The 20,706-nt window shown below is 54.7% G+C and carries 17 protein-coding genes; 9 read left to right on the forward strand and 8 right to left on the reverse strand.

Going from position 1 to position 20,706, the window contains the following annotated elements; all coding sequences use genetic code 11:
* Window positions 1-9 precede the first annotated feature (9 nt).
* The 3 genes from AAFN83_RS02425 to AAFN83_RS02435 all read left to right on the forward strand — a co-directional run bounded on the left by AAFN83_RS02425 (window position 10) and on the right by AAFN83_RS02435 (window position 3,804).
* A complete protein-coding gene (locus AAFN83_RS02425; protein ID WP_347766762.1) occupies window positions 10-315 on the forward strand; it encodes an ArsR/SmtB family transcription factor in 306 nt (101 codons plus the stop codon).
* Window positions 308-2,827, forward strand: coding sequence for a DsrE/DsrF/DrsH-like family protein (locus AAFN83_RS02430; protein WP_347766763.1), 2,520 nt, complete (start codon window positions 308-310; stop codon window positions 2,825-2,827). The genes AAFN83_RS02425 and AAFN83_RS02430 overlap by 8 nt, the downstream gene beginning before the upstream one ends.
* Window positions 2,828-2,982: 155 nt before the next feature.
* Window positions 2,983-3,804, forward strand: coding sequence for a methyl-accepting chemotaxis protein (locus AAFN83_RS02435; RefSeq protein WP_347766765.1), 822 nt, complete (start codon window positions 2,983-2,985; stop codon window positions 3,802-3,804).
* Window positions 3,805-3,870: 66 nt separating this feature from the next.
* On the opposite strand, the gene AAFN83_RS02440 is transcribed toward AAFN83_RS02435, so the two are convergent.
* The 3 genes from AAFN83_RS02440 to AAFN83_RS02450 form a co-directional block, all read right to left on the reverse strand.
* A complete protein-coding gene (locus tag AAFN83_RS02440) occupies window positions 3,871-4,698 on the reverse strand; it encodes a MerR family transcriptional regulator (RefSeq protein WP_347766766.1) in 828 nt (275 codons plus the stop codon).
* 114 nt (window positions 4,699-4,812) lie between these two features.
* Window positions 4,813-5,493: a L,D-transpeptidase family protein gene (locus AAFN83_RS02445; RefSeq protein ID WP_347766767.1), complete on the reverse strand. Its 681-nt coding sequence runs from the start codon at window positions 5,491-5,493 to the stop codon at window positions 4,813-4,815.
* Between the two features lie 137 nt (window positions 5,494-5,630).
* Window positions 5,631-5,837, reverse strand: a complete 207-nt coding sequence (locus AAFN83_RS02450) for a DUF1657 domain-containing protein (protein WP_347766769.1) — start codon at window positions 5,835-5,837, stop codon at window positions 5,631-5,633.
* Window positions 5,838-5,995: 158 nt separating this feature from the next.
* Between AAFN83_RS02450 and AAFN83_RS02455 the strand changes: the two genes are divergently transcribed.
* Together AAFN83_RS02455 and arfA are read left to right on the forward strand one after the other, a co-directional pair.
* Window positions 5,996-6,856, forward strand: a complete 861-nt coding sequence (locus AAFN83_RS02455) for a DUF421 domain-containing protein (RefSeq protein WP_347766771.1) — start codon at window positions 5,996-5,998, stop codon at window positions 6,854-6,856.
* Between the two features lie 163 nt (window positions 6,857-7,019).
* On the forward strand, window positions 7,020-8,546 hold the full coding sequence (gene arfA / locus AAFN83_RS02460; RefSeq protein WP_347766772.1) for an arabinosylfuranosidase ArfA: 1,527 nt from the start codon (window positions 7,020-7,022) through the stop codon (window positions 8,544-8,546).
* On the opposite strand, the gene AAFN83_RS02465 is transcribed toward arfA, so the two are convergent.
* Window positions 8,509-9,420 (reverse strand): helix-turn-helix transcriptional regulator, encoded by a 912-nt coding sequence (locus AAFN83_RS02465; RefSeq protein WP_347766774.1) that lies wholly within the window; start codon window positions 9,418-9,420, stop codon window positions 8,509-8,511. The two genes, arfA and AAFN83_RS02465, sit on opposite strands and share 38 nt — an antisense overlap.
* A gap of 233 nt (window positions 9,421-9,653) precedes the next feature.
* On the opposite strand from AAFN83_RS02465, the gene AAFN83_RS02470 reads away from it, so the two are divergent.
* From AAFN83_RS02470 to AAFN83_RS02485, 4 genes are all read left to right on the forward strand, one after another.
* Window positions 9,654-10,961, forward strand: a complete 1,308-nt coding sequence (locus AAFN83_RS02470; RefSeq protein ID WP_347766776.1) for an ABC transporter substrate-binding protein — start codon at window positions 9,654-9,656, stop codon at window positions 10,959-10,961.
* Window positions 10,962-11,100: 139 nt separating this feature from the next.
* Window positions 11,101-12,030 (forward strand): carbohydrate ABC transporter permease, encoded by a 930-nt coding sequence (locus tag AAFN83_RS02475; RefSeq protein WP_347766778.1) that lies wholly within the window; start codon window positions 11,101-11,103, stop codon window positions 12,028-12,030.
* A gap of 38 nt (window positions 12,031-12,068) precedes the next feature.
* A complete protein-coding gene (locus AAFN83_RS02480) occupies window positions 12,069-12,881 on the forward strand; it encodes a carbohydrate ABC transporter permease (protein WP_481810471.1) in 813 nt (270 codons plus the stop codon).
* Window positions 12,882-12,912: 31 nt separating this feature from the next.
* Entirely contained in the window at window positions 12,913-14,874 is a 1,962-nt protein-coding gene (locus tag AAFN83_RS02485) for a glycoside hydrolase family 127 protein (protein WP_347766781.1), read from the forward strand.
* An 80-nt stretch (window positions 14,875-14,954) separates the two neighbouring features.
* Here the strand turns inward: AAFN83_RS02485 and AAFN83_RS02490 are convergent, their stop codons facing one another.
* From AAFN83_RS02490 to AAFN83_RS02505, 4 genes are all read right to left on the reverse strand, one after another.
* Window positions 14,955-17,024 carry a beta-galactosidase gene (locus tag AAFN83_RS02490; RefSeq protein ID WP_347766782.1) on the reverse strand — a complete coding sequence of 690 codons (2,070 nt, stop codon included), beginning with the start codon at window positions 17,022-17,024 and terminating at the stop codon, window positions 14,955-14,957.
* A gap of 94 nt (window positions 17,025-17,118) precedes the next feature.
* Window positions 17,119-18,678, reverse strand: coding sequence for an ABC transporter substrate-binding protein (locus AAFN83_RS02495; RefSeq protein ID WP_347766784.1), 1,560 nt, complete (start codon window positions 18,676-18,678; stop codon window positions 17,119-17,121).
* A gap of 65 nt (window positions 18,679-18,743) precedes the next feature.
* Window positions 18,744-19,661, reverse strand: a complete 918-nt coding sequence (locus tag AAFN83_RS02500; protein WP_347766785.1) for a carbohydrate ABC transporter permease — start codon at window positions 19,659-19,661, stop codon at window positions 18,744-18,746.
* Window positions 19,662-19,678: 17 nt separating this feature from the next.
* Window positions 19,679-20,599 carry an ABC transporter permease gene (locus AAFN83_RS02505; protein ID WP_347766787.1) on the reverse strand — a complete coding sequence of 307 codons (921 nt, stop codon included), beginning with the start codon at window positions 20,597-20,599 and terminating at the stop codon, window positions 19,679-19,681.
* Window positions 20,600-20,706: the final 107 nt, after the last annotated feature.

Below are 20,706 nucleotides of genomic sequence, written 5' to 3' on the forward strand. Positions count from 1 at the left end.
GTGTAACGAATGAACAACGACTTCACCCCTTATGTCTCCACGGCGGAGATGCTCAAAGCGCTGGCGCACCCGGTGCGTCTGTGCATCGTTCGCGGGCTGCTCCAGAAGAAGGAGTGCAACGTATCTTATATGCAGGAGTGCCTGGACCTGCCGCAATCGACAGTTTCTCAACACCTTCAGAAGCTTCGCAGTGTCGGCATTGTTCAGACCGAGCGAAACGGGCTGGAGATCAAGTACACCATCGCCGACGAACGAGTCAAGCAACTGGTGAGCCTGCTGCTGCCGGAAGAAGAAGAGGGGGCTCCCGATGCGTAACAAAAAAATCGTGATCGTTGGAGGTGTGGCGGGGGGAGCTTCCGCGGCTGCTCGCCTTCGAAGGCTGGACGAAGAAGCCGAGATCATCCTCTTCGAGCGTGATGAATACATCTCCTTCGCCAACTGCGGATTGCCCTACTACATCGGAGATGCCTTACAGGATCGTTCGAAGCTGCTTGTGCAGACACCGGAGGCGATGAAGAGCCGATTTCGGCTGGATGTGAGAACGGAAAGCGAAGTGGTGGCGGTACATCCCGACACGAAATCGGTCACTGTGATGACCCGTGACAAAGGGAGATACGAGGAGAGCTACGACGCCCTGATTCTGTCTCCGGGAGCCAAGCCTCTTCGTCCTACCCTTCCGGGGATCGACAGTCCGCTGATCTATACGCTTCGCAACATCCCGGACACCGACCGGGTAAAAGCCAAAGTGACCGAACAGGGTACACGCTCCGCTGTGGTCATTGGCGGTGGATTCATCGGAGTGGAGATGGCGGAGAATTTGCGCGAGCGGGGACTCGATGTAACCTTGGTGGAGGGAGGCCCTCAAGTTCTGGCCCCGTTTGATGCAGAAATGGCGGGAGCCCTCGCCAGGGAACTGGAGGAGCATGGGGTAAAGGTCCTGCTTAACCGGAAGGTGACGGGCTTCCATGAAACGGAGGATGGAGGTCGAATTCGCATCCAGTTGGCCGATGAGGCCATTCCGTTGTCAACCGAGATGGTGCTCTTGGCAATCGGGGTCGTACCCGATACGGGATTCCTGAAGGACAGCGGTATCGCCCTTGGATCGAGGGGGCATATTCAGGTGGATGAATACCTGCGAACCAGCCTGGACGATGTGTATGCGGTTGGCGACGCGGTGGAGATCACGGATTTCGTAAGCGGCCAGAAGGCGGCCATTCCGCTCGCCGGCCCCGCGAACAAGCAGGGACGAATTGCGGCGGACAATGTGAGCGGATTGCGAGTTCCGTACAAGGGGGCGCAGGGAACTTCCATCCTGAAGGTTTTCTCGCTTACGGGAGCGGCAACGGGATTGAATGAGAAGACGCTGTCCCGATTGGGGCTGCCTTATCATGCTGTCATCGTCCATCCCAATTCGCACGCTTCCTATTATCCGGGAGCGGTTCCGATGACCCTCAAGCTGCTCTTTGACCCGGAAGGGGTCGTGCTCGGTGCACAAGCGGTGGGGACGAGGGGGGTGGACAAACGCATCGACAGCCTTGCAGCGGTCATTCGCCTGCGAGGTACGGTACAGGATTTGACCGAGCTGGAACTGGCTTATGCTCCTCCCTTCTCCTCAGCGAAGGATCCGGTGAACATGGCGGGCTATGTAGCGGAGAATGTTTTGAGCGGGCGTTCGATTGTTTACCTGCCTCATGCTCTTGAAGAGCGCGATGCCTTGAACACACAGTTGATTGATGTGCGAAGCGAACTGGAGCATGCGAACGGTCATATTCCCGATTCGTTGAACATTCCAGTCGATGAGCTTCGCGATCGACTGAACGAGCTTGACCGGGCTAAGGAGATCTGGGTATATTGCCAGGTTGGTCTTCGCGGGTATACCGCTTCAAGGATTTTGCAGCAAAAGGGGTATCGCGTGCGAAACCTCACGGGAGGGTATAAGAGCTACCTCATGGCGACCTATGTGCCAGGCGACGAAGGGAGAGGCATCAACAGCTTGGGGGATGACGCGGCCAAGCGGGAGATCGCAGCTACCGGAATCTATGAGGCAACGGTTGATTCTCTCCCGGCTGCCGACGCCGAGCTGGACGCCCGCGGGTTGTGCTGCCCCGGGCCGCTTGTCCAGGTTAAGCTGCGGATGGAAGAGCTATCACCGGGACAAGTGCTGCATGTGGTTGCATCGGACCCAGGCTTCTATCCAGATGTGAAGGGTTGGGCAGGCATGGCACGTCAGGAGCTCCTCCATGTGAGCAAGCTTGAAGACGGCCGAGTGGAAGCTTATCTGCGCAAGCTGGCCCCTTCGTCGACCGCATCACCTGTTACCGGCTTACCGGCGGATAAATCTCCCGTTGCCGTTTCACCGGAAGGGACGACGATGGTCGTCTTCAGCGGCGATCTGGACAAAGCGATCGCTTCGTTTATCATCGCGAACGGCGCGGCAGCCAGCGGGAAGAAGGTGACGCTGTTCTTCACCTTCTGGGGACTGAACATCTTGCGCAAGCAAGAGCAAGTTCAGGTGAAGAAGACGGTAATCGGTCGGATGTTCGGCTGGATGATGCCGCGCGGAAGCCGGAGGTTGGGCCTCTCCCGGATGAACATGCTCGGGATCGGACCGAAGATGATTCGCGGTGTCATGAAAAGCAAGAATGTGGCGACCCTTGAGGAGCTGATGGAAACGGCCCTTCAGCAAGGTGTCGAGTTGGTCGCTTGTCAGATGTCCATGGACGTGATGGGGATTCAGCAGGAGGAACTCATCGACGGCATTGAAATGGCGGGAGTGGGCCATTACCTGGGCAAAGCCGATCGTTCTTCCGTCAATTTGTTCATTTGACGTCAACTTAACACCATAAAAGCAATTCGAAGAGGCGTGCGAACCCGGTCCGGGGAAGCACGCCTCTTTACTTGGTTCATTTTCCACTAAACTGTGTTGGGACTTCTGACGATAATGATTATAAATCAGCTAACGAAGTGCATAGGAGATGACGCATGGACAACTTGACCGCCTTGCTGCTGGCAGCGCCTTATTTCAAGCAAATTCATTCGCAGGATATCATGATCGGAATCACGGATCGCGAGATCTTCCATTATTACGAGCCAAGCAAGATATTGAACTTTGGCTTAACCAAAGGAAGTCCCGTTCCGCCGGATGATCCCTCCCTGTCGAATGCCCTTGCCGGCCGCGCTACGACCAATCGTTTGTCTCCCGAGCTATATGGAGCTTCGGTCATTTCCTCTGCTGTGCCGATCTATGGAGACAATGACGAGATCATTGGTGCCTTTGCGATCGCCTATACGCTGGAGAATGAGGATAAAATCGAAGCCTTTACCGAAAGCATCAATGACATCAGCGGCAAGCTGGTGGACATGGTTCAGAACGTGGCAGCCCAATCGGAGGAGCTGTCCGCTACCACCGCTCAAATCCTCGATAACTCCCGCAAGACGGTTGAGGAGTCGAAGCAGGTAAACCAGGTAGCGGGTTTTATCCGCGAAATCTCCGACCAGACGAATCTGCTCGGGCTTAATGCGGCCATCGAAGCGGCTCGAGTGGGGGAGCAAGGCGCCGGATTTGGTGTCGTGGCCTCCGAAGTGCGCAAGCTGTCCATCCATACGAAGGACGCGACCAAATCCATCGATGAATCGCTGTCCAAGGTTCAGAGCTCCATCCGGCATATGGAACAAGAGATCGAGGCGATCGCCGCTTCCTCTCATGCCCAAGCTGAGCTTGTGAACGAATTCAGTGCCATTATCGAGAAGCTGAACGAAACCAGCAGCGAAATGACGAGATTTATTACCTCCGTTATTCGCTAATGGATTCAAGAAGCGGGAATGAATGAAAAGCGACTGTCCAAGGACGGTCGCTTTTTGCTGCTTCATCTACCCATTCTTCTGTGCATATAAGAATTCTTTCACAGCCTGACTTCGGAAGAGCGTGATACACGCCCAACAAGAGTAGACGCATTGAATGAGTAAGATGAGGGAGAGCCAGTCGGGGATTGCTTCTGCTAGACTACGGAAGAGCAAAACAAAGGCGGAGAGCGCTTGCAGTCCCAGAATAGCGGCAAACAGGTAACGAACCCACACCACTCCCATGATTAAGGCGATGGATAAGACAATGCTAATGATGAGGGGGAAAATACGAAACGTATTGATGAAGGTGAATAAGGATAGCAGGATGTTGATGGACCCAATGGCGATCACCGTGACCTTGCCACGGGTAAACTGCCGCTCCTGCCGAAGCAGGTATTGCTGATACTCCGTCTCGCGTTCTTCCTTGCTGATGCCGTCGAGTCTTCCAAAGTCGGGCTCGATATCGCGAGCCGGAAGACGGAGATTCTCGGACAAGTCTCGGAGATTGGCCGCGAGCATCGCAATGTCCGCCAATTGGCTTACGCTGATCCCATCCAGCCTCTTTAGGATCGCGCTCTTCGCTTCTGTGTCAGATTCCAGCTTCACCCGGTATTCCGCAACGACGGCCTCAATACGATCAGGATGACTCAGCATGGTTCGAATTTCATCAATCGTGAAGAACAGCTTTCGAAGCTCGGCTACTGTCTCCAATCGTTCGAGATCCTGTTCCGCATAATCTCGATATTCTCGCCCGTTCATGACCGTGGTTTGCGGATGAAGGAGCCCTTCTTCCACATAAAAACGGACGGTTCGTTCGGTTAACCCTGTTCGTGAACACACTTCTTTAATCTTCAAGCAATCCCTCCATTCTTCCACAATTATACATGAACCCCATCGAAAATGGACCAATCCTGCTCCACTATAAAATCTTACGTAACGGAAGTGTCAAGAGTAAGCGAGCAAAACAGGCTATTCCACCAACCCCAGCGCCACGTAATCATGCTCGCTCAAGACGCCGTCGATTGGCAGGTCATGTTCTTTTTCGTAGGTCTTCATCGCCAGCTCCGTTGAGCTTGAGAACCTGCCGTTGCAGGGACCGGCATAGTAGCCTGCTGCTCGAAGACGATTCTGCAGAAGCAGCACCTCTCCGCCCGAGTACCCTTTCGCCAAGCGGCGCGGAGGCTGGTGAAGCTCCCCAAGCACATGACCGGGAATCGACACCTTCGTCCCGATTTTCACCCATTCATAGAGACCTTCAACATGAGCGTTCAGCATCCGGATGCAGCCGTGGCTTGCATCATGACCAATGGAATGAGGCCGATTGGTCCCATGAATGCCATAGGTGCCCCAAGGAACATTCAAGCCAATCCAACGGGTTCCGAAGCCAGATCCCCAATTCTTGTACTTGTTGATCACCACGTAATCCCCAGTAGGAGTAGGCGTCCCGATCTTCCCGAGGGCAATGGGGTATGTTTTCAGCAGATTGTGCTCAGGATCAAGCACCTTCAGCTTGTTGTTCCTCAAGTCTATTTCGATGGAGATCTCAATGGGATTCTCTGCTCTGCTTTCGCTTTTCGGAGAGGGAGATGCGGTCGCTGGGAAGGAATGGATTACCAAAACGAGGGCAAGGACTGCTTTTGGCAACATCATGCCTGTAAACTCCTCCATCTGTATATTCTTCATCAAACATGGATAGGGTGCCCAGCTCGTTCTTGAACATGTGTCACGCCAAAAAGCCGATCCTCCTCCATGTGAGGCAGATCGGCTGGCAGGGAGAAGCGGACGAGTTAAAAGCCTTTGTACTGGGGTTCTTCGTTTTCCAACTGTTGAACACGACTTTCCACCTGTTGAACGATCTGTTCCGTTTGCTGAGCAGCATTGGTGAACAGCGTTTTGGCCTCCTGATTTTGGGTGGCAAGGGCGAATTGCTCCAAGCTGGCTTGGGCACTTTTCAGAGAGGCAACACAGGTTTTCACTTGAACGGCTACGGTCATATCCGGTCACCTCCTTCAACGAATTACAGCTTACGATTCCACTCCTTTCCCCAAAAGATACATGGGAAACTTTGTTCATGCAGGAAGCGAAATGTTCGGTTGGGCAAGATGCTTCCAGCAGACAATGACAAGAGTACAAATGAAAGGGGACAAAGCCCATGGCCCTATGGTTAGAGGTAACCCTCCGCACGCTGGCCGCTATCGTCATTCTGTTCACGTTGACCAAGCTGCTCGGCAAGCGGCAAATTTCGCAGCTCACCTTTTTCGAATACATTACCGGTATTTCGATTGGCAGCATTGCAGCTTATATCTCCCTTGATCTTCAAACCGATTGGTATGTGGGCCTCATTGCTCTTCTCGTCTGGACTTTCGTTTCGGTAGGCATCGAATTTCTGCAGATGAAGAGCAAGAAAGCACGGGATTTTCTGGATAGTAAGCCGACGGTGCTGATTAAGGGTGGCAAGATTCAAGAGGACAATTTAAAGAAGGAACGGCTCACCACAGATGAATTGATGGAACAGCTTCGCGGCAAAGATGTGTTCCGGGTAGCCGACGTGGAATTCGCTCTCATGGAGCCAAGCGGAGATATTAACGTGCTGCTTAAGCGGGAAAATCAAGCCTTAACCCCCAAGCATCTAGGCATTCAGGTAGCTCCGGAGGCCGAACCGCAGGCGGTGATTCTGGACGGTGAGATCATGGATGAGGGGTTAACCGCCTTTTGTCTTAATCGGGGGTGGCTGACCACCGAACTGGAAAAGATCGGGGTGCTGCCGGAGAATGTATTCCTCGGCCAAGTGGATGCGTACGGTCAGCTCTACGTCGATCTGTACGATGACAAGCTTAAGGTTCCCGAGCCGCAGGCGAAAGCTCAGCTTTATGCCGTACTCCGCAAATGCGAAGCCGATCTGGAGCTGTTTAGCCTCTCCACGACGAATCCAGAGGCGAAAGCCATGTACACAGGCTGTGTGAAGGAAATTAACCAGGTGCTGGCCATGGTCAAGCCCCTTTTGCATACTTGAATCGAAGAGGGCATGGGCTTCGTCGCTTCCTGAACGGGGGGGCACGGAGCTCCTTTTTGGTTGGAAATGTATACGAATACCTTGAAAAAAAGAATGGGAGTTCCGGCGGCTTCCCGTGTATGATGAGAGGGAGTCCTCAACCAAAGGAGAGTGCGTGATCGAGATGGACAAGCAAAAGGCCAAGATGATCGTCGACAAGGAACACAAGCTGGCGGAAGTGGACCCGAGGCTCTACAGCTCCTTTATCGAGCACCTGGGACGCGCCGTCTATGGAGGCATTTATGAGCCGGGTCATCCCGAGGCAGATGAATCGGGATTCCGTCAGGATGTAGCATCTCTGATCCAAGAGCTTCGCGTGCCGCTCATTCGCTATCCTGGCGGCAATTTTGTATCCGGTTACAATTGGGAGGACGGCGTTGGTCCGGTAGAGTCACGTCCCAAAAGGCTGGAGCTTGCTTGGCGGACGGTGGAGCCCAATGAGGTAGGGACCAACGAATTCATACGCTGGGCAAAAGGGATCGACTCGGATGTCATGATGGCTGTCAACCTCGGAACGCGCGGCGTGGATGCGGCCCGGAACTTAGTCGAATATTGCAACCATCCCGGCGGCTCACTCTACAGCGACATGCGCATCGGGCATGGGTTCAAGGAGCCGCATCGCATCAAGACGTGGTGCCTCGGCAATGAAATGGACGGTCCCTGGCAGATTGGGGCCAAGACCGCAACCGAATACGGTCGACTTGCATTGGAAGCAGCCAAAGCCATGAGATGGGTCGATCCAACCATCGAGCTTGTCGCTTGCGGCAGTTCAAGTCGGGCGATGCCAACTTATGCAGAGTGGGAAGCGACCGTACTGGACCACACCTACGAGCAGGTGGATTACCTGTCCCTTCATACGTACTACGGCAATCATGACGGCGATACCGCCAACTACTTGGCCAAGTCACTCGATATGGATCACTTCATTAAAGAAATCGTGGCTGTCTGCGACTATATCAAAGCCAAAAAGCGCAGCAAAAAGACGATCCATCTTTCCTTCGACGAATGGAACGTCTGGTTCCACAGCAACGAATCCGACAAGAAGCTGGAGCCATGGCAGATTGCTCCGCCGCAATTGGAGGATATCTATACCTTTGAGGATGCGCTCCTCGTCGGAAGCATGATGATTACCTTGCTGAAAAATGCGGACCGGGTGAAGATTGCTTGCCTCGCTCAGCTCGTTAACGTCATCGCACCGATCATGACCGAGAACGGCGGCAAGGCGTGGCGCCAATCGATCTTTTATCCGTTCTTGCACGCGTCGCTCTACGGAAGGGGAACGGTCTTGATTCCGATCGTATCCACTCCGCGTTATGACAGCAAGGAATATACCGATGTTCCCGTGCTGGATACGGCCGTCGTCTATAACGAGCAGAACGAGGAGCTCGTCATCTTCGCCGTGAACAAGAGCCTGGAAGGCGAGCTGCTCCTGGAGAGCGATGTGCGCGGCTTTGCCGATTACCGCATCAAGGAGCATCTCGTCCTGGAGAATGCGGACCTCCTGGCGAAGAATACCGCTCAGGAATCGGACCAGGTGCGTCCGCACAATCGCGGGAATGCCCAGGTGGAGAGCGGGGTTCTGCAGGCTGCCCTTCCGGCCCTGTCCTGGAACGTCATTCGACTGGGTCGGACGGCTGCCGCTCATTCGTAAACTTGCTGCGAAATGCTGTCGGGGAGATGCCCTCCTTGCTGGAAAAACAAGCCGAGAAGTGGGACACGTGCCGAAAGCCCACTTCCTCGGCTATTCGTGCTACTGACCACCCGGTTTGCAACAGGAGGCGCTTCGCCTGCTCCAGCCGGTAGTGCTGCAGATAAGCCATCGGTGTCATGCCATAGGTTTTCAGCATGCATTTGGCCAAATAGTTAGGGTGATAGTTTAGCTCCTTCTGGAGAAGAGTGTTGGAGAGCTCCTGGGTATAATGCTGGCGGATGAACAGCTCCACGCGCTCGGCCAGATGGATAGCGGTCGTATCGGTCGGCGAAGCAAGGTCTCGATCCAGATGCTGGAGGAAGAGCTGGAAGGAGGCTTGCCGCTTCCAGTTGCGCATGGATTGGGGCTCGTGCTCCTGTTCGAAGAACAGGTCCAGCACTTCCTTTACGCGCCCGGAGATTTTCATTTGCTTGGGAATGAAAATGGAGCAGACATCCGCATGGTTGAGATAGGCCTTTTGCTTGTGGCTCTCGATCAGCTGCGGCTGGCGTTCCAGGCATTCGTTCATGTCGGTGCATTCCTGCCACGATCCGAAGGTTTGGAAATGAATCCAGATGATCCGAGTCTCGGTTGGACAAGGGGCGGACCCAAAGTGGTAGCCGTCCGGCCGCAGGATCAGGCTCTCCCCCTCCCGAAGCTCCCAGCTCCGTTTGTCTTCTCCGATCGGCAGAATGCCCTTTTCCACCACGATCAGATCGAAGACCCCGATACAGTTTCGGCTGATGTGGGTATCCCCCGCTGCGTATTCAGCATACCCGCAGTCGACGAAATAAGGGATGGGCGGCGAAATAAAGTGAAGAATCGGTGAGGACAAGGTGATCCCTCCAAAAGGTTGAATTTCTATAAAATCAGGTTGGTTTCTCCCGTTTATCCTTCATGATAAGCCATGCTAAAGTATAAATAAAGCGCTTACTTGCAAGTTGCTCTCCTATAAAGAGCTGCGAGGAAATTCACGATTCTGATTTCGCCGCAGTCTCGAACAGCCATGCTCGGTTCCTTGCTGGAAAGCGCCTGCCAACCGAATCTATCATTCAAGGAGGAAATGGAATGAAAAAGGGAGTTTGGAAAGCTTGCATCATTCCGCTGGTGGCCGCACTTGCGCTCACCGGCTGCAGCGGAGGAAAAAAGACAGAGACCTCCGGCAGTCCGTCTCAGGCTTCGGGAGAACCGCAAAAAGTCGTCTTTTGGACCTTTGTGGACGCGCATCAAAAATTCTTTGAGAGCATGGCTGAGAGCTGGAACCAGAGTCATCCGGACAAGAAGATCAAGCTGGAAGGCACGACGATCCCTTACGACGACATGCACACCAAGCTGCTGGTAGCGCTTCAATCGAATGTAGGGGCGCCGGATCTGGTGGATATCGAGCAGAGCAAGTTCCCTAATTTCATGAAGGGCACTCCCCAGCTCGTCTCGCTGAATGGCATCGTAGAGCCGGAGCTTGCGAACATCGTGAAGTCGCGGGTTGAGATTTACAGCAAGGACAATACCTATTACGGCATCGACTACCATGTCGGCGCAACGGTGATGTACTACAACAAAACGATGATGGAGAATGCGGGATTGAACGCCGACGACATCAAGACGTGGGCCGATCTAGAGGCAGCGGGCAAGCAGATGCTCGAAAAGACGGGCAAGCCGATGATCACCTTCGAGGGCAACGGAAACTGGTCGTGGTGGCCGGCCATCAGCCAACAGGGCTCTGATCAGGTTGATAAGGACGGGAATGTCACCATCGATACGCCGGTCAATGTCAAGACGATGGAGTTCTTCCAGAAGCTTGTGAAGGAAAAAGTCGCAGCGGTAGCGCCGGGAGCCGGCCATGACACGGAAGAATACTTCGGCTACATGGATTCCGAGAGCGCCGCGGCGGTGTTCATGCCCTTCTGGTTCATGAACCGCTTCACGGATCATATGCCGGATTTGAAGGGCAAGATGATCATTCGCCCGATGCCGGCCTGGACCGAAGGCGGCAACCGCTCGGCGGGGATGGGCGGAACGGCGACCTCCATCACCAACCAGGCAGCGAACCCGGAGCTTCTGAAGGAGTTCCTGGCCTATGCGAAGCTGTCCAAGGAAGGAAACATCCAGGTGTGGAAGCAGCTCGGCTTCGACCCGATCCGGACGGACGTGTGGACAGACGCTGCCATGAAAGAGTCGAACAAGTATACGGACTACTTCGGAACGGATATCTTCGATACGCTTCTTAGTGTCAAGGATCAGATCGCACCCGTGAACATCCGCGAGAAATCCCCGGCCGTCTTTGATGCTGTGCGCAACAAGGCGATGCCGGAAATCTTCATCAACCTGAAGGACCCCGCGCAAGTCTTGAAGGACGTGCAAGCCAGCTTGAAGTGATTCGCCAAGAGCGTGCCTCCATGGGCTTGAAGACACGCTCCACGGACAGCGGGAACGCCTTTTCCGGTTCCTGCTGTCTCTCCTTTCCCGCATGTTGCTTCAGGTGAGTGTCAACCAGAATCGAGTGGAGGCCATCGTTATGCAGACCGAAAGACAGACGGTTCGACCGACCCTGCATCGGAAGCGGTTCTTTCGCTCTCAAGGTGCAGCGCCTTATCTGTTTGTGTTGCCGTTTCTCATCTCGTTCCTGATTTTCTTCGCTTATCCCCTTATCAGTGCCGGGCTGATGAGCTTTCAACAGATTGTACCCGGCCAAACGAGCTTCGTCGGGCTCGACAATTACGAGCGTCTGTGGAATGAGGACTTCCGTGCAGCTTTGTATAACAGCACTCGTTATACCTTTTGGACTCTACTCTTGCTCATCCCGGTGCCGATGCTGCTTGCCGTTCTATTGAACTCTAAGAGGATGCCGGCGAGCAACTTGTTCCGTTCAACGCTGTTTGTTCCCGCGCTCACCTCCGTTGTGGTAGCGGGCGTGGTCTTCCGGCTCATCTTCGGAGAGCTGGATGGAGCCTTGATGAATTCGTTTCTCCGTTCCATCGGGTTACCCAGTCAGCGCTGGTTGTACAGCTCCCACCTCTCCATGCTCGCCCTGTTAGTGCTGGCAGGCTGGCGGTGGATTGGCATCAACGTGCTCTACTTCCTGTCCGCGCTGCAGAGCATTCCTCATGAGCTGTATGAAGCGGCACAGATTGACGGAGCCGGCCGGCTGCGGCAGCTTCGCTCCATCACGGTACCGCTGCTCAAGCCAGTCAGTGTCTATGTGGTGACCATCTCCATTTACGGCGGCTTCTCGATGTTCACCGAAAGCTACATGCTGTGGGCAGGCAAGCCGTCGCCGCAAAACATCGGCCTTACGCTCGTTGGCTACATCTACCAACAGGGCTTCCAATATTTCGATCTCGGCTTTGGCTCGGCGATCGGCTTGACCTTGCTCGCGATCACCCTCCTCGTCAGCCTGGTTCAGCTTATCCTGTCCGGCTTGTTCCGAAAGGAGGAAGTCGCATGAAGCAACGCATTCGAAAATGGACACCGGCCTCGCTCGCCATGCTCCTTCTCTTCGTTGTCCTTGCCGTCCTGATGCTATTCCCGCTCTATGCGCTGTTTCTCGCATCGCTCAAGCCCGCCACGGAGTTGTTCCGGTACGGCTTGAATGTGCGGCTTGATTTTCCCTTGATGAACCTCGACAACTATCGGATTGTCTTCGAGGGGAAAGGGGCGGCGGCGCCTTATTTTCACTGGTACAAGAACAGCCTGGTCATCACGATGCTGTTTACACTGCTCAGCCTGCTCTTCTCCTCGATGGTGGGCTATGGGCTCGGCATGTACCGCTTCCGCGGCCGCAACCTGATCTTCACCCTGGTTCTCGTGGTCATGATGATCCCGGTGGAAATCATCCTTCTGCCGCTCTACAAGCTGATGATTTCGCTGAAGCTCATCAACAGCATCTGGGGCGTCATTCTTCCCTTTGCCGTCGCGCCGCTGCCGATCTTCTTCTTCCGGCAGTTTGCCCTCGGCCTTCCCAAGGATTTCATGGACGCGGGCCGAATGGATGGCTGCTCCGAATACGGCATTTTCTTTCGGATCATGGTGCCGCTCATGGCTCCCGCCTATGGGGCTATCACGATCCTGCAGGCGATGAACAGCTGGAATAACTTCCTGTGGCCGCTCATTGTGCTGAGGACGACGGATCAGTTCACGCTGCCGATCGGGCTCGCTTCCTTCGTATCCCCGCTCAGCAGCAATTACGAAGCGCTTATTGCCGGTTCGGTGCTCGCAATTCTTCCCATTCTGGTGCTGTTCCTGTTCTTCCAGCGCTATTTCATCGAAGGGCTGACGGTTGGAGGCGTGAAAGGGTGAGAACTCGAGACGAACGAGAGGAGAGAGAGAAATGAACGAAGCAAGGATCGAGAGAGCACCCGGGTTTCGGATTGACGATCCTTTCTGGAGCCATTACCTTCGCATGGTTCGGGAGGTGATGATCCCTTATCAGTGGGAAGCACTGAACGATCGAATTGACGGGGCTGAGCCGAGTCATGCGATCCATAATTTTAAGATCGCGGCCGGCCGGGAAACCGGTGATTTCCACGGGATGGTCTTCCAGGACAGTGACATTGCCAAATGGGTAGAAGCGGCTGCCTATCTACTGGAATCGGAAAGAGACCCGGCGTTGGAGCAACTGGTCGATGAGGTAGTGGACCTGATCGTGGATGCGCAGCGGGAGGACGGCTACCTGAACACCTACTTCACGCTGAAAGAGCCCGGTCGGGAGTGGACGAATCTGGCGGAATGCCACGAACTGTATTGCGCCGGCCATTTCATAGAGGCGGGAGTGGCGTATCACCGGGCAACCGGCAAACGCAAGCTGCTGGATGTGGTGAGCCGACTCGCGGACTGCATCGGCCGCACCTTCGGGCGGGAGCCGGGCAAGCTTGCAGGGTATGACGGCCATCAGGAAATCGAGCTGGCGCTTGTCAAGCTGTACCGGGCCACTGGAGAGAAGAGGTATTTAGCCTTAAGCAAATATTTCCTAGACCAGCGAGGAGCCAAGCCGCATTACTTCGAGCAGGAGTGGGAGAAGAGAGGGAAAACGCTGCATTTTCCCCAGCTGTCCATGGTGCATGAGCATACGTACAGCCAATCGCATCAGCCGGTGCGCGAGCAATCGGAGGCGGTCGGACATGCTGTGCGGCTCGTGTACATGGCAACCGCCATGGCCGATGTAGCATTGGAGACGGGCGATGAAGGAATGAAGGCAGCCTGCCGCCGGTTATGGGAGAGCATTACCGCCAAGCGAATGTACATCACAGGCGGGATTGGCTCGATGGAGCAGGGCGAATCCTTCACGACCGATTACGATCTGCCGGGAGATTTGGCTTACGCGGAGACGTGCGCATCTGTCGGGTTAATCTTCTTCGCCAAGCGGATGCTGGAGCTGGACGGGGGCAGCCACTATGCCGATGTTTTGGAAAAAGCGCTGTACAATACGGTCATCGGCGGTATCTCACTCGATGGCACAAGTTTCTTCTATGTAAATCCGCTCGAAGTCTATCCCGATGTGCTAGGAAAGAACAAAAACTACAACCATGTCAAAGCGGAGCGGCAGGGCTGGTTTACCTGTGCCTGCTGCCCTCCGAATGCAGCGAGACTTCTCGCTTCCCTCGGGGATTATGTCTATCGGACCCGCGAAGATACGCTGTTTGTCGATCTCTATATCGGGTCTCAGGCGGAGGTAGAGTTGAAGAATGGGCTGGTGAAAGTGGAGGCTCAGTCCACCTATTCCGCTCAGGGGCAAGTTCGGCTTACGGTAGCGCCGAGCCCCGCACAGGCGTTCACTCTGGCGCTTCGCATGCCGGAATGGAGCGACGGAGTGGAGATACGTGTGAATGGAAAGATTCTGGAGGATCCCTTCGTCAATGAGGACGGATATATGCGAATCCAGCGAATTTGGAGCGCTGGCGATCAGGTTGAGCTTTGCTTCGGCATGCCGATTCGGCGCATGAAGAGCCATCCGCTCGTTCGGCAAACCTATGCCAAGACCGCTTTGCAAAGAGGGCCCTTCCTGTACTGCCTGGAGGAAGCGGACAATGGCAAGCGCCTCTACCAGCTTCGGCTGGCTGAGTCTGCTTCCTTCCGACTGGAACAGGCGGAGGGACTGCCCGGGGACATACCAGCCTTGGTCACCGAGGATGGATACCGCTTGCGGCTAGGGGAAGCGTGGACCGATCAGCTTTATGGGAGCGGCGGCCAAGCGGCTCGCGACGCAGCTCGGCTGACGTTCGTCCCTTACTACGCGTGGGCGAACCGGGGGATCGGGGAAATGTCAGTTTGGATTGCCGAGGGAAATCTCTGACGATTCTCTCAAGAACTCGTCTCTTAAAAGAAAAACCCGTTTCACCCTCATGAAAGAAGAGGGGAAACGGGTTTGTTCGTTTAGGCGCGCGTCGGACGCTTCAGGATACGGACGCCATATTGGGGAAGAGCCAGTGTGCCGGAGACGACTTCCTTTGTCTCGACATCTTCATAAGAAGCGGAGTCCAGCTTGAGGGCTTCCTCGCGGCCGGAGAAGTTCAGCACGAACAGGTAGTCATGTGTTTCGTCGCTGCGGATTTGGACCGTGACGCCTTCCGGCAGCTCGGTTTCGATGGCCGGACGAACGCCTGCATCCTGAGTCAGCTTCTGATAAAAGGCACGATAGAAGGCAGGGTCTTCTACGCGAGCGGCGAGGTAGTAGGCTTTGCCCTTGCCGTGCGCATGTTCCGTTAGAGCCGGTTCGCCCTTATAGAAGTCGTCGCCATACACGGCGAGAACATCAGCGCCTTCCGTATGGATGCGTTCCGCCAACTCCTTGATTTCGAAGGTGCCCTGGAACCAGGAAGAGGAAGAGGAAGCGTTCATGGAAAGCTGATTGCTCTCTTCATCGTACAGTCCTTCGATCTCTTCCGCCCAGATGCCGAGCGTCTTGCGCAGCGGACCGGGGAAGCCGCCCAAATGGCACAGATCGCTGTCACCGACAATGCCCGACCAGAAGGTGGTGACCAGCGTCCCGCCATTTTGCACAAAGCGATCGATGGCCGCTCCGGTCTCCTCGCGAAGGAGGTAGGCCATCGGCAGGATAAGCAGCTTGTACTTCGAGAAGTCGGAGTTCGAGCTGACAATGTCCGTTGGGATGCCCAATTCCCACATCGCGCGGTAATGCTGGAGCACCGTTTCTTCATAGTGAATGCCGCTGTTGCGCGGACCTTGCGCGTCCTTGACGGCCCAGCGATTGTCCCAATCGCAGAGGATGGCGGTGTCGACGGCGGGAACCGTACCGATGACGTCGGTCAAGCCGGCGAGCGTCTTGCCGATGTCCGCTACATCCGCGAACACGCGGGTGTTCTCATGCCCGGCGTGGTCCACCACCGCGCCGTGGAACTTCTCGCTCGACCCGCGGCTCTTGCGCCACTGGAAGTATTGCACCGTATCCGACCCGTGGGCGATCGCCTGCAGGGAGGACAGCCGGTGCATGCCCGGCTTCTTCAGCTTGCTCATCGGCTGCCAGTTGGTCAAGCTCGGCGTGCTCTCCATGAGCATGAACGGCTTGTTCTTGAGCGAGCGAAACAGGTCATGGTTGAAGCTGAACCAGGCGGCGACATGGGCATCGGAGCGCTCGCGGTGCCAGGTGGGGTAAGCGTCCCAGGATATGACGTCCACCACTTCCGCGAAGCGATGGTAGTCCAGTCCTTCGAACCAATCCATGAAGTTGGCCGTGCAGGGCAGATCTGGATTGACAGCCTTGAGAGGAGCTTCTTCATGCAGATAGAAGTCGATCGTTTGATCGCTGACGAACCGACGCCAGTCGAGGTTTTGGCCGTGGACCATGCTTTCTCCATGCGGTGCCGGGGATTCGACCTGAGACCAAGAGGTATAGGTATGGCTCCAGAAGGAGGCCCACCAGGCGCGGTTGAGGTTCTCGAGGGTTCCGTATTTCTTCTTCAGCCAGCCGCGGAACGCTTCCTGACAGTAGTCGCAATGACACTCGCCGCCAAACTCGTTGGAGATGTGCCAGCCGACAATCGCCGGGTGATTGGAATACCGCTCCGCAAGCTTCTGGTTCATGATGAGCGTCTTCTCCCGATAGACCGGGGAGGTGAAGCAGTGATTGTGCCTCATGCCGTGAAGGTTGCGGACGCGGTTCTTCTCAACGCGCAGAACTTCGGGATACTTCTCGGACATCCAGGCGGGGCGTGCGCCGCTTGGCGTGGCGATCCAGGCATAGATGCCGTTTGCCGCCAGGCGGTCGAGCATGGTGTCGAGCCATTCGAAGGTGAAGACGCCTTCTTCGGGTTCCAGTGCAGACCAAGCAAAGATACCAATGGCCACGACGTTGACGTTCGCCAGCTTCATCAGGCGGAGATCTTCATCCAGAATAGAGGGATCGTGCAGCCATTGATCCGGATTGTAGTCGGCGCCGTGCATGAGTACAGGAAGCTTGGAGCTGATCGGGTCGAATTTCTTCATCTTAGGCAAGTCTCCTCTGCAGGGGGATTATCGTATGGGAAGAAAGAGGGGGAGACTCGTGTCTCCCCCTGTGACACCAGAGTGAATCGGTTGCTTATTTTTGGTTGGCGAGGAATTCGTCCACTTGCTTTTGGATTTCGGCTATGATGTCGTCGATCCCTGCTGCCTTGACTTGCTTTTGCAGCTCGGCGAGGCCTTTGTCTACATCAGCGACAGCACCGTATTCCAGCGGAATGCCGTAGCGCAGCATCACGTTGCTCACGTTGGCGACCTGCGTTTTCACTTTCGTGTTGTCAAAGACGAAGGTCTCCAGTTGGTAGTGGTAGATTTCGCTGTTCCATTTATCCGTCAGCTTGGTTCCTTCTTCCGGGAAGGCAGCGTCGTCACGGTTCAGCGGAGAGTTAAAGCCCCAGTTGGAGAAGCCGGTGTAGTTCGCGCTCTTGTCCAGGTTCTTGTACTTGTCGTCGCCCACTTGCTCGTAGTGAGTTCCCGGAATGCCGTACATGATCAGGTCATGGATTTCCTTGTCGTTTTGCAGCAGGTCAATGGCCATCAGGGAGCGTTCCCAGTTCTTCGAGGTGGCATGAACGGCAATCCCGTTTTGAGTGGCAACGGCTTGCGATTTCTTCTTGTCCGGCGTTACGTCGGCAAGTGCCACTTCATACGGAGAGTTGTTGCGACGCATTTCCGTCATGATCGATGACAGCGTACCGAGGTTGTGCGTAATGGAAGCAGTCTTGCCTTCCTTGAAGTCTTGTTGATGGTCGTTCTTGTTGTTCAGGACGTTCTTCGACCAGGCGTTGTTGTCAGCCAAATCCTTGTAGTAGGTCACAAGATTCTTGAATTCCGGGGTTTCGTAGACGTTAAAGATTTTGCCCGTTGCATCATCCATCTTGAAGCCGACTGGAAGGTCAAAGTCGAGCATGTTCCAATCGTATTGCTGCTTCAACAGGACGCGGTCCAGGTTGTGAAGCTTCCAGTCGCCGGTTTCCGGAGTGAAGGGAGCGACGCCCTTTTCGTTGGCCGCGATGGTCTTCAGGTAAGTGGCATAAGCTTCCGGGCTGTTGATTTCCGGCAGGTTGTATTTCTTGCGCAGGTCTTCACGGTAGAGGATCAGCTTCTCAACGGATTCGCCGCGGTTTTGCGGAACCATGTAGAGCTTGCCCTTCACCTTCGCTTGGCCCCAGTTCACTTCGGGCATGTTCTTCCAGGTTTGCGGCGTAAACTTTTTCAGGATGTCATCGGTCAGCTCCAGGAAGCCGCCCTTCAGCGCTTGGTCGTTGTAGCCGGCCCAGTTGGCTGCGTAGATCATGTCGAAGTTTTCGTTAGCAGCGAGCTTCAAAGGATATTTCTGAGCCCAGTCGGACCAATCGAGGAACTCTCCATCAATCGTGGCGTTGATCTTCTCTTGAAGCTTCTTGTTCACTTCGGCAAAAACCGTATCATAATCAACCGGCTTCGGTCCGACAAAGACCATCTTCAGCGTAACCGGCTTTGACGTATCAATTGCGCCGGAAGCTGTGGTTGCGGAAGCAGTCGGTGCCTTGCTAGCTTCAGGCGAGTTGGAGCTGGACGACTTGGAGCCGCAGGCTCCGAGAACCATCGTCGTGGACAGAACTAACGCGAGTGCTGCCATTCCTTTTCTTTTTTGCATGTTCCATTTCCCCCTAGAGAATGATGGTAGGTAGTTTGGTTCTATGATAATCCGGCGAACCGGGATCATCCCTTGACAGCGCCGATCGTAAGACCGGTGACAAAGTACTTTTGAACGAATGGATAGGCGAGAAGGATCGGTCCGCACGCGACGATGGTCATGGCCATCTTGAGTCCTTCCGTCGGAAGACTCGTGGTGACGATCGCACCGGAGCCCATCATGGCCTTGCGCATGCCGTCCATGTTGCCAAGCATCTTGTACAGGTAGTATTGAAGCGGCATGAGCTGATCGTTCGAAACGAACAAGAGGGCGTTGTACCAATCGTTCCAGTACGCGAGAGCAAGCAGCAGGCCGATGGAGGCAAGAGCCGGCTTGGCGAGTGGAAGAATGAGCTTGCGATAGATCAGGAAGTCGCCTGCTCCGTCAATCTTAGCCGACTCCACGATTGCTTCGGGAATCCCGTTCATGAACGACTTGAGGACGATGATGTAAAAGACGTTCAGGAGCAGCGGGATGATGAGCACGATCATTTTGTCCTTCAGGTGGAGGTAGTTTGTCATCAGCAGGTACCAAGGAACGAGACCCCCGTTAAACAGCGTGGTGAAGAAGAAGAAGAAGGAGAATTGGTTGCGCCATTTGAAGTCCTTGCGGGACAAGCAGTAGGCCGTCATTGAGTTCAGGAACAGGCCGAGAATCGTCCCGATGACGGTCACCGTGATCGTCACCACATAGGCGTTGATGATTTGATCCGGATATTTAAACAGGATGCGATAAGCTTCAAGAGAAAATTCCGAAGGGAAGAACTGAAAGCCCTTTAGAACGATTTCGCTTTCCTTCGTGAACGAGGACGAGATGATCAGCACGAATGGAATGACGCAAGCGAGCGAGAGAATAATCAGTAACACGTACCCGATGGCTGAGAAGACGGTCCGGTCGAGTTGGCGAATCTTTTTCGGTCGAACCGCAGTAACCTGTGCACTCATGATGAGGTCCTCCTTTCTTAGTAAAGTGCCCGTTCTTTGTCGTAGCGGCGAACCGCGTAGTTCACCAGGGTGATCGTGACAAAGCCGAGGACGGATTGGTAGAAGCCTGCTGCGGCCGACATTCCGATGTCATTCGTTGTAAGCAGCGAACGGAAGACGTAGGTGTCGATGACGTCGGTCGAGGCGAAGAGAACGCCGTTGTTGCCGACCATGTTGTAGAACATCCCGAAATCTCCACGGAATATGTTACCAACAGCGAGCAGGACGAGGATAATCATCGTTGGATACAAGCAGGGGATGGTAATCTTGCGAACGCGCTGGAAGATGTTCGCGCCGTCGATCTCAGCCGCCTCATACATTTCGGTGTCAATCCCGGTGATGGCGGCAAGGTACATGATGGTGCCGTACCCGATGGACTTCCACGCGGCGACGATGACCAGAATGTAAGGCCAGTATTGCGGGCTGTTGTAGATGTCGATGGGATCGAGCCCCAAGCCGCGAAGCAGGGTGTTGATCGTTCCGATGTCGAAGTTCAGGAAATTGTAGGCAATCGCTCCCACGACAACCCAGGAGATGAAGTAGGGAAGAAACAAAGCCGATTGGGCAATTTTGCGGAACCACTTGCCTCCAACCTCGAACAGGAAAATGGCGGCGATGATTTGAAGCCCGTTATTGATGATGATGAAGACCACGTTGTATAAAGCGGTATTGCGCGTTACCCGCCAGCCGTCGCCGGACTCGAAGAAGAATTTAAAGTTGTCCCATCCGTTCCAGGGACTGCCGAAGATTCCTCCTGCATAGTCGTAGCGCTTGAACGCCATGATGATCCCGGCCATGGGCAGGTAGGCGAACAAGACATAAAACAGCACTGCCGGTAAGAGCATAAGCAAGATCGTCCGGTATTTGACGATGTCCTGGAAGAAGCCATGCCGTTTCATTGCAACTCTCTCCTCTCTGGTGATTCCTTATCTGTATGAGTTCATTATAGAGTGCGAATGAAAGCGTTTAAATTCAGGGGAACAACGATAATAGTTACGTTTTCAAT

Source organism: Gorillibacterium sp. CAU 1737 (genome assembly GCF_039888655.1).
GTDB lineage: Bacteria > Bacillota > Bacilli > Paenibacillales > NBRC-103111 > Gorillibacterium.